The sequence below is a fragment of the Thiomicrospira microaerophila genome (assembly GCF_000934765.1).
GTDB classification, from domain to species: domain Bacteria; phylum Pseudomonadota; class Gammaproteobacteria; order Thiomicrospirales; family Thiomicrospiraceae; genus Thiomicrospira; species Thiomicrospira microaerophila.
In genome coordinates this window covers 104,050-118,124 of the sequence record NZ_JYNN01000003.1, presented here as the reverse complement: position 1 = coordinate 118,124, position 14,075 = coordinate 104,050, and the positions used below count along the sequence as shown (strand labels likewise).

Here is a 14,075-nt window from a genome sequence, read left to right as displayed (position 1 = left end):
TTTTGTTTTAAAGCCGCTAATATTAGCGGAGTTTTGACTTGGAGATTAGATTAGTGAGAAAGCCATTTGTTGCAGGTAACTGGAAAATGCACGGCTCTAAGGCGATGGTTATATCATTGGCCTCGGATTTACAAGCTGGGTTAGGTTCGATAAAAGGTGTAGATGTCGCAGTGTGTCCTCCTGCTGCATACATTGATCTGGTGAAAACAGCACTAGGTGAAGGATTTGTTCAGCTGGGTGCGCAAAATATTGCGAATGAACCCGGTCAAGGTGCTTTTACAGGCGAAGTGTCTGTAGATATGGTTAAAGATTTAGGTTGTCGTTATGTTATAGTAGGCCATTCTGAACGTCGCACACTATTTGGTGAGACCGATCTAGACGTGGCACGAAAAACAGCGTTGGTATTAGATGCCGGTTTAACTCCTATTCTTTGTGTAGGTGAAACCTTGGCGCAGCGAGAAGCAGAAGAAACAGAAGCGGTAGTGGCTGCTCAGATTCGCGCTGTGCTGAACCAAGTCGGTGTTGTAGCGTTTGAAAATGTGGTTGTGGCCTATGAGCCTGTGTGGGCAATAGGTACAGGTAAAACAGCTTCACCTGAGCAAGCGCAGGCTGTACATGCTTTTATTAGAGGTCTTGTGGCAGAGCAAGATGAGGCCATTGCCGCGCGTTTGATTATACAATATGGCGGCAGTGTAAAGCCAGACAATGCGGCTGTACTGTTCAGTCAGCCTGATATAGATGGTGGACTCATTGGTGGGGCATCATTAAATGCGGTTGATTTTTTAGCAATTTGTAATGCTGCAGGTGATGCATGTTCGGAATAATTTTAGCGATTCATATCGTTATTGCGTTTGTCCTTATCGTGTTGGTTTTAATTCAGCATGGTAAAGGTGCGGACGCCGGAGCTAGTTTTGGTGGCTCCTCTCAGTCTTTTTTTGGAAGCCGTGGTACAGCTACATTTTTGTCGCGTACGACGGCGGCCTTGGCAACATTGTTTTTTATCACAAGTTTAAGTTTGGCCTATGTCGCAAGTAAAGAAGTCAAAGGCTATCAAAGTGTTGTAACTGAACAGCAGGCACCTTCAAAAGAGGGAGATGCGCGTTCTGATATTCCGGTTGTACCGAATTAATTTAAAAGCCGATGTGGTGAAATTGGTAGACACGCTATCTTGAGGGGGTAGTGGCGCAAGCTGTGCCGGTTCGAGTCCGGCCATCGGCACCATTTTTTTAAGCCTGGCTTCTGCCGGGTTTTTAATCCTAGAAAAGGTGGAAAAAACCTATGCTAGAAAACTATTTACCTATTCTTGTTTTTGTTGTTCTTGGTGTGTTATTTGGCGTTGGGCCATTGCTGATGAGTTTCGTTCTAGCCCCCAATAAGCCTGATGCTGAGAAAAACTCGCCTTATGAATGTGGCTTTGAACCTTTTGAAGACTCACGGATGAAGTTTGATGTCCGCTTTTACTTGGTGGCCATTCTTTTTATTATATTTGACCTTGAAATTGCATTTCTATTTCCATGGGCCATTGTTCTGGATGAAATAGGGTTGTTTGGTTTGTTGTCAATGGCTGTTTTCCTTTCCTTGTTGGTTGTTGGATTTATCTATGAGTGGAGAAAAGGAGCGCTAGAATGGGAATAGAAGGCGTATTAAAAGAGGGGGTTGTTACCACTTCGGCAGATAAACTCATTAACTGGGCGCGTACAGGCTCACTCTGGCCAATGACCTTTGGGTTAGCCTGTTGTGCTGTTGAGATGATGCATGCAGGGGCTTCGCGCTATGACCTTGATCGCTTCGGTATTATTTTTCGTCCAAGTCCTCGGCAATCAGATGTAATGATTGTAGCGGGGACGCTGGTCAATAAGATGGCGCCAGCTTTGAGAAAAGTTTACGATCAAATGGCTGAGCCGCGCTGGGTAATATCAATGGGTTCTTGTGCTAATGGTGGAGGTTATTACCATTATTCTTATTCAGTGGTTCGCGGTTGTGACCGCATTGTACCTGTGGATGTCTATGTGCCAGGTTGCCCTCCAACAGCCGAAGCTTTGCTTTATGGTATTATCCAACTTCAAAACAAAATTCGACGCACAAATACTATTGCAAGATAGTGTTTGTGTTACAAAGAGTAGCCCTTATGAAACAGTCTGTATTAGATTTAAAAAATAAAGTAGATACGCATTTTAAAGGCCGTTTGTTATCGTCTGAAATTCAGTTTGACGAGTTAACGATTGAGGTGTCCCCAGCTAATTCAAAAAACATTCTTAACCAACTGAGATTCGAACTAGGTTTTGATATGCTTATTGATTTATGTGGTGTTGATTATTTAAGTTATGGAATAGCTAATTGGGAAAGTGCGCAAGCATGTAATACAGGTTTTAGTCGTGGTGTATTTGACTTTGATGAGATAGAGTCAGATGAAACGCTTAAAAAACCACGCCGTTTTTGTGTTACTTATCATCTACTTTCGGTTTGTAATAATAATCGAATACGTATTAAAGTTTATCCGGATAATACCGAACAGCCCATAGTCGACTCCGTTGTTGATGTTTGGAATTGTGCTAATTGGTTTGAGCGTGAAGCGTTTGATCTTTTCGGTATTTTGTTTTCAGGGCATCCAGATTTGCGTCGCATCCTTACAGATTATGGGTTTGTCGGTCATCCATTGCGAAAGGACTTTCCCTTAACCGGGCATGTTGAGATGCGCTATGACTCTGAAAAAGGTCGCGTGGTGTATGAACCTGTAACCATTGAAAATAGAGTGAATGTCCCGCGTGTCATTCGTCATTAAATTGCTGAGAAGGAAAGAATAGCTATGCCGGAAATTCGTAACTATACCCTAAACTTTGGCCCTCAGCATCCCTCAGCCCATGGTGTATTAAGACTGGTGCTCGAGCTAGATGGTGAAACGGTGGTACGTTCAGATCCTCATATTGGTTTGTTGCATCGCGGTACTGAAAAACTGGCGGAGTATAAACCCTATAATCAATCTATTGGCTATATGGATAGGCTTGATTATGTGTCTATGATGTCCAATGAGCATGCCTATGTCATGGCTATTGAGAAAATGCTAGGTCTCGAAGTGCCGGAGCGGGCGCAGTATATTCGAGTTATGTTTGATGAAATTACTCGGATACTCAATCATTTAATGTGGTTAGGTGCCCATGCACTAGATATTGGGGCGATGACAGTATTTCTTTATGCCTTCCGTGAACGCGAAGATTTAATGGATTGCTACGAAGCTGTATCTGGTGCGCGTATGCATGCGACTTACTATCGTCCAGGCGGAGTTTATCGTGACTTACCTGATACGATGGCGAAATATCAATCATCAAAGTGGCACCAAGGTCGTGACCTAGATAAACTTAATGAAACGCGTGAAGGCTCTTTGCTTGATTTTATTGAAGCATTTACCCAACGTTTTCCAGGTTATGTGGATGAATATGAAACGCTCTTGACAGATAATCGTATATGGAAGCAGCGAACGGTTGATATTGCGATTGTATCACCTGAGCGCGCATTACAACTTGGCTTTACTGGGCCTATGTTACGTGGCTCGGGTATTGCTTGGGATTTGCGAAAAAAACAGCCTTATGAAGTTTATGATAAGCTGGATTTTGATATTCCCGTCGGTAAAACAGGGGATAGTTATGATCGCTACCTTGTTCGTGTCGCAGAGATGCGTGAATCTAATAAAATCATTAAACAATGTGTGGAGTGGCTAAAAAATAATCCAGGCCCTGTTATCGCCGCAGATCACAAGGTGACGCCGCCGTCGCGTGAAGATGCAAAAACCAATATGGAAGCATTGATTCATCATTTTAAGTTGTTTACCGAAGGCTTTATATTGCCAGCAGGCGAAGCTTATAGTGCTGTTGAGCACCCAAAAGGTGAGTTTGGTATTTATATGGTTTCAGACGGTGCGAACAAGCCTTACCGTTTAAAAGTGCGTGCACCGGGTTTTCCACATCTAGCTGCTTTAGATGAAATGGCCAAGGGCCACATGATTGCGGATGTGGTAACCATTATTGGTACTCAAGATATCGTGTTTGGGGAGATAGATCGATGAGTTCGGTAGATACGTTAAATATTATACAAGGTGATGTTAAAAAGCGAATAGACCGCTGGTTAGCACGTTATCCTGTAGATCAGAAGCAGTCCGCTGTTATTCCTTCGCTACGAATTGTTCAAGAAGTAAATGGTGGACATTTAACAAAAGAGATCATGGATCAGGTGGCTCAATATCTTGAAATGACACCTATTTCCGTGTATGAAGTAGCTACCTTTTACTCCAATTTTGAACACCAGCCTGTTGGACGCCACAAAATTTGTTTGTGTACGAATATCTCTTGTATGTTGCGTGGCAGTGATGAATTATTGGATTATCTCAAAACGAAACTCGATGTGGATGTGGGTCAAGTAACAGAAGACGGTAAATTTTCAATTAAAAAGGTAGAGTGCTTAGGTGCCTGTGTGAATGCCCCTATGATGCAAATTGATAAAACTTTTTATGAAAACCTCACTGAGCAACGCTTAGATGAAATCCTAGACAGCTTGGAGTGATCAGATGGTTGAATTAAACTTATGTTGTTACCGTAATAATCATTTAGACAAGTCTTGGGATATTGATACTTATATCTCTCAAGGGGGGTACCAAGTATGGAAGCAAGTGCTTTCAGGTGAGTTAACCCCACAAGAAATCATTGATGAGGTTAAAGTTTCAAACTTAAGGGGGCGAGGTGGTGCTGGATTCCCAACGGGTTTGAAGTGGAGTTTCATGAACCGTCATTCGCCCGGTCAAAAATACATTGTTTGTAATTCAGACGAGAGTGAGCCAGGTACCTGTAAAGATCGTGACATTATGCGCTACAACCCACACCAGTTGATTGAGGGTATGGCGATTGCAGGTTATGTTATTGGTGCAAGTGTCGGTTATAACTATATTCGTGGTGAATTCTGGGAACCCTATGATCGTTTCACCCGCGCGATTATGCAGGCACGTGAAGCCGGCATGTTAGGGAATAATATCTTGGGTTCTGGTTGGGACTTTGATTTAAATACGCATCAAGGTGCAGGTGCTTACATTTGTGGTGAGGAAACGGCGCTATTAGAGTCAATAGAAGGTAAAAAGGGCCAGCCAAGATTTAAGCCCCCTTTTCCTGCTAGTTACGGGCTTTATGGCAAGCCAACCACCATTAACAATACTGAAACCTTGGCGTCTATCCCGATGATTTTGGCTAAGGGTGGCGACTGGTTTGCTAAGCTAGGCGTGCCTGGTGCTGGCGGTACTAAATTGTTTTCTATGTCAGGTCATTTAGAAAAACCCGCTAACTATGAAATTCCGATGGGTACACCCTTCAAGGATTTACTATCTTTAGCCGGTGGTGTATGGAAAGGGCGTGAATTAAAAGCTGTCATTCCTGGGGGATCTTCAACGGCGGTTTTGCCGGCTGATAAAGCACTGGCGATGAACATGGATTACGATTCGATTGCGAAAGCGGGTTCTTTTTTAGGTGCCGGTTCAGTGATTGTGATGGACGACCAAACGGATATGGTTAAGTCGCTTGAGCGCTTAACTTGGTTTTATTATGATGAGTCTTGTGGTCAATGTACCCCTTGTCGTGAAGGCACAGGGTGGATGTATCGTGTTGTTAAGCGCATCCGCCAAGGTAAAGGACGACCAGAAGATATTGAAACACTTAAAGATGTGTCCGGCAAAATTACAGGACGCGTTATTTGTGGATTAGGAGATGCAGCGGCGATCCCGGTAGCAAGCTTCTTGCAACATTTTGAACATGAATTCCGTCATTATATTGATCACGGATGCAGTATTTTCGACCGCGCTTAAATGAATAAGCGATGAATATTAGGTTAATTAATTATGGTTAAAGTCGAGATTAATGGTCAAGTTGTAGAAGCGCGTGAAGGTGATATGTTAATTGATGTTGCCGATAGCGCCTCTATATCTATTCCCCGCTTTTGTTATCACAAAAAACTATCCATTGCGGCTAATTGTCGTATGTGTTTAGTTGATGTTGAAGGTGCATGGAAGGCAGTGCCTGCCTGTGCGACACCGGTTACAGATGGGATGAAGGTCAATACCCGTTCGCCCAAAGCGATTGCGGCGCAAAAAGCGGTGATGGAGTTTTTACTAATCAACCATCCCTTAGACTGCCCTATATGTGATCAAGGCGGTGAGTGTGAGTTGCAAGATGTTGCAATGGATTACGGTGATGATGTGTCGCAGTATTCTGAAGCGAAGCGTATCGTCGGTGATCGTAACGTCGGATCCTTGATTCAAACTGACATGACCCGTTGTATTCACTGTACGCGTTGCGTGCGTTTTGGTCAGGAAATTGCTGGTTTGAAAGAGCTCGGTGCGACAGGTCGAAGCGAATGGATGGAAATTGGTACCTATATCGAAAAGTCGATTGACTCTGAGTTGTCGGGTAACATGATAGATTTGTGTCCTGTTGGTGCTTTAACGAATAAGCCTTTCCGTTACAAAGCCCGTTCTTGGGAGTTAAAAGCCCATCCAACGGTAGCACCGCATGACAGTATTGGTTCAAATATTTTTGTACATACGCGCAATGGTGAGGTGATGCGGGTTGTGCCGCGTGAAAATGAAGCTATTAATGAAACATGGATTGCAGACCGCGATCGCTTTTCCTGTGAAGCACTTCATTCAGCAGACCGTCTGACGCAGCCTAAAGTAAAAGCGGAAGGCCATTGGAGTTCGATGGATTGGTCGCTTGCACTCCAAGTTACGGTAGAAAAGCTCAAGCCTTACTTGGCTAATCCTGAGCAAATTGCTATTTTATTGTCGCCTAATTCAACACTTGAAGAAGTCTATCTTGTTAAAAAGCTTGCCAATGCCTTAGGCATAAACAACATCGAGCATCGTTTGCGTCAACAGGATTTTTCGGCTGATCAATATGGCATAAATCAAACCCTTGCTATGCGTCTAGCGGATGTGGAAGCGCTGGATTCAGTCCTAGTGATCGGCGGGCATTTGCGCAAAGACCTGCCACTGCTTAACAATCGATTACGCAAAGCACAATTAAATGGTTGTGAAGTTAATGTAGTTAATCCGAGCGGTCTTGATTATAACCTGGGTATTGAACATCAGGTTGATACCCTGTCCTTGGTTTCAGAGTTGGCTTCAATATTAAAAGCCGCAAATGAACTGGTAGATCAAGACAACCAGGTTGAGTTGGCCGCGGTAACTTTCAACGCCACACATACGGCTATCGCCAATTCTTTAATAAAGGGTAAGAAATCTGCGTTAATGTTAGGTTTGATAGCGCAAGCAGATGTGCATTATAGCAAAATTCTACAGTTAGCTTCGCAACTTGCTCAAACAACGGGTTCAAGCTTTAGCGATCTTCCTGCATTTTCTAATACGGTAGGCGCGAACTTGATTTTAGCGTCAAATTCTGCTGATCTGACAAATTGGTTAGCAAATGGGAAAAAGGTATTTATTAATGTCGGTATCGAGCCAGAATTTGATTGCTTGTTGGCTGATCAAGCGTTGCGCGCGATGCAGCAAGCTGAGTTAGTGATCAACTTAACAGCATTTGATTCAGTATCTCAGCAAAACTATGCGGATATTATGTTGCCGATCGCCATCTTTGCAGAGAATGCGGGTACATTGGTGAATATACAACAAGATTGGCAGAGCTTTAAATTGTTTGCAAGCGCGAAGGGTGAGGCAAAACCTGCTTGGAAAGTGTTACGTGTATTGGGTAATATGTTTGATCTTGAAGGCTTTGATTACACCAATACGGCAGAGGTGCTAGCCGAAATAAAAGCATTAAACTTGAGTATTAAACAGCCAGACTATCAATGTAATCTTGATTTATCTGTCATCACACCAACACCATCAAGTTTAGTGCCTTGCTACAGTGTAGATGGAATGGTTAGGCGTTCACCTGCATTGCAAGCGACACCTGATGCACAATTAACCAATCCATTAAATTAAAAGGAAATCAGTATGTTTAATGCTTTACAAGGTTGGCTAAGCATTTTCTTATGGGATTGGTTGGCTATTTTAATGACGTTAGTGTTGCAGGTTGTGATTGTCGTATTGCCGATTATGATTGCGGTTGCCTTTCTGACACTTGCAGAACGTAAAGTCATCGGTTTTATGCAAGTGCGAATGGGGCCCAATCGAGTAGGTCCTAATGGTATTTTGCAACCTTTTGCAGATGCGCTTAAGCTCATTATGAAAGAGTTTGTTCGTCCGCAGCAATCTAACTTATACCTATTTATCATCGCGCCTGTTTTGGCGCTTGCGCCTGTTGTTGCAGCCTGGGCTGTTATTCCCTTTGGTGAAGGTGCGGTGGTTTCTGACATTAATGTCGGTGTTATGTATGTACTTGCTGTCTCTTCCATAGTGGTCTACGGCGTTATTATTGCTGGTTGGGCCTCCAACTCTAAATATGCTTTTCTCGGCGCGTTACGGGCTTCGGCGCAAAAAGTGTCGTATGAAATAGCAATGGGCTTTGCATTGGTGACTGTTTTAATGGTGGCCGGCAGTATGAATCTGACTGAAATTGTACATGGTCAGCAGGGTGGCTTTTGGAATTGGTATTGGATCCCTTTATTACCGATGCTCGCTGTTTACTTTATTTCAGGTCTAGCAGAAACGAATAGAACCCCCTTCGACGTTGTTGAGGGTGAAGCTGAGATTGTCGCAGGTTTCCATGTAGAGTACTCTTCGATGGGCTTTGGTGTGTTTATGCTGGCTGAGTATGCGATGATGGTTCTTATCTCCTTTATGACGGCTATTATGTTTCTAGGCGGGTGGTATTCACCATTTGAGAACATTCCTGTCTTAGACCCCTTAACCGCTTGGATTCCTGGGTTTATCTGGTTATTTTTGAAGGTCGCTTTCTTATTGTTCTTGTTCCTTTGGTTTAGAGCAACTTTCCCGCGTTATCGTTACGATCAGTTAATGCGCTTGGGTTGGAAGGTCCTTATCCCCTTAACGATTGTTTGGGTGTTTGTTGTCGGTGTGATGCACTACTTTAGCATTGGCCCTTGGTTTAATTGATAAGAGGTTGACATGATTGGATTTATTAAACATCAAGTAAAGACCTTTGGTCTTATTGAACTCTTCAAGGGTTTAGCTGTTACCGGTAAATATTTCTTTAAAAAGAAAATTACTGTGCGTTACCCTGAGGAAAAGACGCCCTTGTCCCCCCGGTTTCGTGGTCATCACGCATTACGTAGATATGCCAATGGTGAGGAGCGCTGCATTGCATGTAAGTTGTGCGAAGCCGTGTGTCCAGCCAATGCCATTACCATTGAGGCGGAGGAGCGCGAAGATGGCTCACGTCGTACAACGCGTTACGACATCGATATGTTTAAATGTATATATTGTGGCTTTTGTGAAGAAGCCTGTCCAGTTGATGCGGTGGTAGAAACGCGTGTGTTTGAATATGAGTTTCATCAGCGCGGTGAAAACATTATGACCAAGGATAAATTATTGGCCTTTGGTGATAAGCATGAAGCGCAGATTGCGGCTGATCGTGCGGCTGATGCTAAATATCGCTAATCTTACCTAGGAATCGAGTTTTATGACTTTTGAACAACTTATTTTTTATATATTAGCCGCGATTGCAGTTATATCGTCGTTGATGATGATTTCAGTTAATAACCCTGTCAAAGCGGCACTTTGGCTTGTTTTGGCTTTTATTGCGACAGCAGGTGTTTGGATTACAGCGCAGGCCGAATTTTTAGGTATCGTTTTGATACTTGTTTATGCCGGTGCGGTAATGGTGCTCTTTTTGTTTGTTGTGATGATGCTAGATATTAATCTTGTCAAACTGAAGGAAGGGTTTATACGTTACTTGCCCATAGGTGTATTGGCTGCATTGGGTATTTTTGCTTTGATGTATATGGTGTTGGGCCCGAATAACTTTGGGATGGATGTAACCGGTGAGCCTGTTAGATTTGATGCCAACCATAGCAATACTACCATGATCGGTTTAGCACTTTATACCGTACATGTTTATGCCTTTATTCTTGCGGCGGTGCTTTTACTTGTCGGTATTGTTGCAGCGATTGCATTGACTATTCGTCGTCGCCCACCTCATGAAGTGAAGTATCAAAATATTGATAAGCAGGTTAAAACACAAGCGCGTGATCGTTTTGAAATGATCAAAATGCAGCCTGTAAAAGAAAAGCCTGTAGAAAATAAAAAAGAGGAGGATGAGTAATGGTAGCACTGTCAGATTATTTAATTTTTAGTGCGATACTCTTCACTCTGAGTATGGCGGGCATTTTTCTAAACAGGAAAAATGTGATTATTCTGTTGATGTCGATAGAGTTGATGTTGTTAGCAGTGAATACCAATCTAGTGGCTTTCTCTTACTTTTTGAATGATATTTCGGGTCAAATATTTGTTTTCTTTATATTGACTGTTGCAGCGGCCGAAGCAGCAATTGGCTTAGCCATTATTGTTCTTGTATTCCGAAATCGTAAGAGCATCAATGTTGATGATCTTGGTTCATTGAAGGGGTAGAGACGAATGAGTAATTTGCACTTAATTTTAACCATTATTATGTTAGCCCCTTTATTTGGCGCTATCGCCGCGGGTCTATTTGGCCGTCAAATTGGTCGTAAGGGCGCTCACAGCGTTACTATTGGTAGTGTGGCTGTGTCCACAGTTCTGTCTATCTATGTGTTCTATCATTATATATTTAATGGCGCAGAGACTTATAATGCGGCACTCTACACTTGGATGGTCAGTGATGGAATTCGTTTTGAAATAGGGTTTCTGATAGATAGTTTATCCGCTACCATGATGCTAGTTGTCACCTTTGTATCCTTGATGGTGCATATTTATACCATTGGTTACATGGATCATGATGAAGACTATGATCATGACAATCCTTATTATCAGCGTTTCTTTAGTTATTTATCTCTGTTTACCTTCTCCATGTTATCGTTGGTGATGGCAAATAACTTCTTACAGTTATTCTTCGGTTGGGAAGCGGTAGGCTTAGTATCTTATTTGTTGATTGGTTTCTATATGAAGCGTGAATCAGCCGTGGTTGCTAACCTCAAAGCGTTCCTAGTTAACCGTGTCGGTGACTTTGGTTTCATCTTGGGTATTGCGATGGTGTTTGTTTATTTTGGCACCATGGATTATCAAGAATTCTTTGATAAACTGTCAGAGCATGAACATACCATGATGACCTTCATTCCAGGTGTTGAATGGTCTGTGATTACGGTTATGGTGATCTTGCTATTTATTGGTGCGATGGGTAAGTCGGCACAGATGCCACTGCATGTGTGGCTTCCTGAGTCTATGGAAGGCCCGACACCGATTTCAGCATTAATTCACGCGGCAACCATGGTAACCGCCGGTATCTTCATGGTTGCACGTTTGTCGCCAGCCTATGAAATGTCTGAGGCGGCACTTCAATTCATCCTTGTTGTGGGTGCGCTCACCGCATTCATGATGGGCTTGCTGGGTATTATTCAGAATGATATTAAACGGGTTGTAGCCTATTCAACACTCTCTCAGTTGGGTTACATGACCGCTGCACTAGGTGCATCGGCCTATGCGGCCAGTATGTTCCACGTATTAACGCATGCTTTCTTTAAAGCGTTATTGTTCTTGGCGGCTGGCTCAGTGATTATTGCAATGCACCATATTCAAGATATTCGTCAAATGGGTGGCTTGAAGAAGCATATGCCGATTACCTATTGGGCGATGTTGTTGGGTTCGCTGGCATTGATAGGCTTCCCAGGCTTCGCTGGATTCTTCTCAAAAGATTCTATACTGCTAGCGGTAGGGGAAAGTGAAATAGCCGGTTCCAGTTTTGCTTATGCACTCTTATTGATGGGTGTGTTTGTGACGGCTTTCTACAGCTTCCGCATGTTCTTCTTGGTGTTCCATGGTAATGAAAGTGATTATGTGAAGTCGCATAAAATTCATGAGTCACCAAAAGTAGTCACGGTGCCGTTGATTTTGCTTGCTATACCCTCCGTTCTGTTAGGCTTGTTTATGATTCAGCCGATTCTTTCAGGAAGCTACTTTGCCGATGCGATTTATGTACTTCCTGCCCAAGATGTCTTGGCGAGTGTTTATGATAAGTACTATGATGGCGTGGTTGGTTTTATTTTGCATGGTTTTATGTCCCTTCCAGTCTGGTTAGCCTTTGCAGGTGTAGCCTTGGCATGGTTCTTCTACATGAAGCGTCCTGATATTCCAGCATGGATTAATAGTAAATGTACGCGTGGTAATTATGTGTTGCAACATGCCTATGGTTTTGATCGCTTAAATGAAATCGTCTTTGTAAACGGGTCTAAGCGCCTAGGCCACTTCTTCTGGAAGTCGGTGGATATGCGTATCATTGACACGGGTTTAGTTAACGGAACCGTTAACAAGGTATCGGGTCTGGCTAAGATGATGCGTGAGTCTCAAACAGGCTATATGTATCACTATGCCTTTGTGATGATTTTTGGGCTGTTGGGTCTATTAATCTGGGCACTTTGGTAATTAAAGCATAATAAGAAAAAGGAAAACGATTACATGTCTTTAGGCTATCCAATACTTAGTACACTTATTTGGTTACCGATTATCGTTGGTTTTATTGTGCTGTTTGCCGGGCGTAATAGCCCTGCGTTTGCTAAGTGGTTTTCACTTGGCGGTGCAATATTGACCTTCATCTTGTCGTTACCACTCTATTTTGCGTTTGATACGACAACCTCAGCGATGCAGTTTGTTGAGCGTTTGAGCTGGATTCCGCAATACAATATAGAATATTTTTTGGGGGTTGATGGCTTATCAATGCCACTGATTTTATTGACCACTTTTACTCAAATTTTGGTTATTGCGTCTGCTTGGTCGGTTATTAAGGTACGTGTAGAGCAGTACATGGGGGCCTTCATGATTATGCAAGGCCTAATGATCGGTGTGTTTGCGGCACTAGACTCGATTCTATTCTATGTATTCTGGGAAGCGTTGCTTATTCCAATGTTTATCGTTATCGGTATCTGGGGTGGGCCACGTCGCGTTTATGCCACCATGAAGTTTTTTCTTTACACTTTCCTTGGCTCGGTATTCATGTTGGTGGCGTTCTTATACATGTATTTTCAGAGCGGTAGTTTTTCCATTCTGGACTTTCATGCCATGCCGATTGGCATGACAGCGCAGATATTGATATTCTTGGCTTTCTTGATTGCATTTGCGGTAAAGATTCCTATGTTCCCCGTCCACACTTGGTTACCTGATGCGCACGTTGAAGCGCCGACAGCTGGTTCTGTAGTGTTAGCAGCGATCATGCTTAAAATGGGTGGCTATGGCTTTGTACGGTTTAGTCTGCCTATTACGCCTGATGCGGCGATGACCTTGGACTTATTGGTCATTGCACTCTCATTGATTGCTATTGTATACATTGGGTTTATCGCATTGATACAGTCTGATATGAAAAAGCTGGTCGCGTATTCTTCAATTGCACATATGGGCTTTGTTACACTCGGTATGTTCGTGGTTTATGCCATTGTACGTAATACAGGTTCTGTTGAAGGGGCCGCACTCGGCATGGAAGGTGCGATGGTACAGATGATTTCTCACGGCTTCATCTCTGGCGCCATGTTCCTCGCGATTGGTGTCTTATATGATCGTATGCATACGCGAGAAATAGGTGCTTACGGTGGTGTGGTGAATACCATGCCGTGGTTTACTTTCTTTGCGGTACTCTTTGCGATGGCCAATGCAGGTTTACCAGGTACTTCTGGATTTGTCGGTGAGTTTATGGTCATCTTGAGTGCCTTTAAAGCCAATGTTTGGTGGGGGGTGCTAGCCGCTACAACGCTGATCGTGGGTGCAGCTTATACCTTATGGATGATTAAACGCGTATTTTTCGGTGAGGTTGCTAATGAAAATGTAGCGAAGCTTCAGGATTTAAATCGTCGAGAGTTTATTATTATGTCGATTTTAGCCTTCGCTATTGTGCTTTTGGGTGTATGGCCAAATCCATTGTTAGAAGTGATGCATGCTTCTGTCGATAACTTGTTAATTCAAGCAACCACATCAAAACTGTATTAAAGATAAGGTGAGTTAAAAC

Annotated in this window: 15 protein-coding genes and 1 tRNA gene; all 16 read left to right on the top strand. The window is 43.1% G+C overall.

What is annotated here, in order from left to right; genetic code table 11:
• Positions 1-53: 53 nt before the first annotated feature.
• The 16 genes from tpiA (at position 54) to NA59_RS02450 (ending at position 14,056) form a co-directional block, all read left to right on the top strand.
• Entirely contained in the window at positions 54-824 is a 771-nt protein-coding gene (gene tpiA, locus NA59_RS02525) for a triose-phosphate isomerase (RefSeq protein WP_044407431.1), read from the top strand.
• A complete protein-coding gene (gene secG / locus NA59_RS02520; RefSeq protein ID WP_044407428.1) occupies positions 812-1,129 on the top strand; it encodes a preprotein translocase subunit SecG in 318 nt (105 codons plus the stop codon). Before tpiA ends, secG begins: the two co-directional genes overlap by 13 nt.
• Before the next feature lie 7 nt (positions 1,130-1,136).
• Positions 1,137-1,221 (top strand) — tRNA-Leu (locus NA59_RS02515).
• A gap of 57 nt (positions 1,222-1,278) precedes the next feature.
• Entirely contained in the window at positions 1,279-1,635 is a 357-nt protein-coding gene (locus NA59_RS02510; protein WP_044407425.1) for an NADH-quinone oxidoreductase subunit A, read from the top strand.
• Complete coding sequence (locus NA59_RS02505; RefSeq protein WP_044407423.1) at positions 1,626-2,102, top strand: NuoB/complex I 20 kDa subunit family protein; 477 nt, start codon at positions 1,626-1,628, stop codon at positions 2,100-2,102. Before NA59_RS02510 ends, NA59_RS02505 begins: the two co-directional genes overlap by 10 nt.
• Before the next feature lie 26 nt (positions 2,103-2,128).
• Complete coding sequence (locus NA59_RS02500; RefSeq protein WP_052501409.1) at positions 2,129-2,782, top strand: NADH-quinone oxidoreductase subunit C; 654 nt, start codon at positions 2,129-2,131, stop codon at positions 2,780-2,782.
• Positions 2,783-2,806: 24 nt separating this feature from the next.
• Positions 2,807-4,060, top strand: a complete 1,254-nt coding sequence (locus NA59_RS02495; protein WP_044407420.1) for an NADH-quinone oxidoreductase subunit D — start codon at positions 2,807-2,809, stop codon at positions 4,058-4,060.
• Positions 4,057-4,554, top strand: a complete 498-nt coding sequence (locus tag NA59_RS02490) for an NADH-quinone oxidoreductase subunit NuoE family protein (protein ID WP_044407417.1) — start codon at positions 4,057-4,059, stop codon at positions 4,552-4,554. Before NA59_RS02495 ends, NA59_RS02490 begins: the two co-directional genes overlap by 4 nt.
• 4 nt (positions 4,555-4,558) lie before the next feature.
• On the top strand, positions 4,559-5,839 hold the full coding sequence (gene nuoF / locus NA59_RS02485; protein ID WP_044407414.1) for an NADH-quinone oxidoreductase subunit NuoF: 1,281 nt from the start codon (positions 4,559-4,561) through the stop codon (positions 5,837-5,839).
• Between the two features lie 33 nt (positions 5,840-5,872).
• A complete protein-coding gene (nuoG, locus tag NA59_RS02480) occupies positions 5,873-7,972 on the top strand; it encodes an NADH-quinone oxidoreductase subunit NuoG (protein WP_044407411.1) in 2,100 nt (699 codons plus the stop codon).
• A gap of 12 nt (positions 7,973-7,984) precedes the next feature.
• Positions 7,985-9,046: an NADH-quinone oxidoreductase subunit NuoH gene (gene nuoH / locus NA59_RS02475; RefSeq protein ID WP_044407408.1), complete on the top strand. Its 1,062-nt coding sequence runs from the start codon at positions 7,985-7,987 to the stop codon at positions 9,044-9,046.
• A 12-nt stretch (positions 9,047-9,058) separates the two neighbouring features.
• Positions 9,059-9,550 (top strand): NADH-quinone oxidoreductase subunit NuoI, encoded by a 492-nt coding sequence (nuoI, locus tag NA59_RS02470; protein ID WP_044407405.1) that lies wholly within the window; start codon positions 9,059-9,061, stop codon positions 9,548-9,550.
• 22 nt (positions 9,551-9,572) lie between these two features.
• Positions 9,573-10,214 (top strand): NADH-quinone oxidoreductase subunit J, encoded by a 642-nt coding sequence (locus tag NA59_RS02465; protein ID WP_044407402.1) that lies wholly within the window; start codon positions 9,573-9,575, stop codon positions 10,212-10,214.
• Positions 10,214-10,519: an NADH-quinone oxidoreductase subunit NuoK gene (gene nuoK, locus NA59_RS02460; protein WP_044407399.1), complete on the top strand. Its 306-nt coding sequence runs from the start codon at positions 10,214-10,216 to the stop codon at positions 10,517-10,519. Before NA59_RS02465 ends, nuoK begins: the two co-directional genes overlap by 1 nt.
• A gap of 6 nt (positions 10,520-10,525) precedes the next feature.
• A complete protein-coding gene (nuoL, locus tag NA59_RS02455; protein ID WP_044407397.1) occupies positions 10,526-12,505 on the top strand; it encodes an NADH-quinone oxidoreductase subunit L in 1,980 nt (659 codons plus the stop codon).
• Between the two features lie 33 nt (positions 12,506-12,538).
• Positions 12,539-14,056, top strand: coding sequence for an NADH-quinone oxidoreductase subunit M (locus NA59_RS02450; protein WP_044407396.1), 1,518 nt, complete (start codon positions 12,539-12,541; stop codon positions 14,054-14,056).
• Positions 14,057-14,075 lie beyond the last annotated feature (19 nt).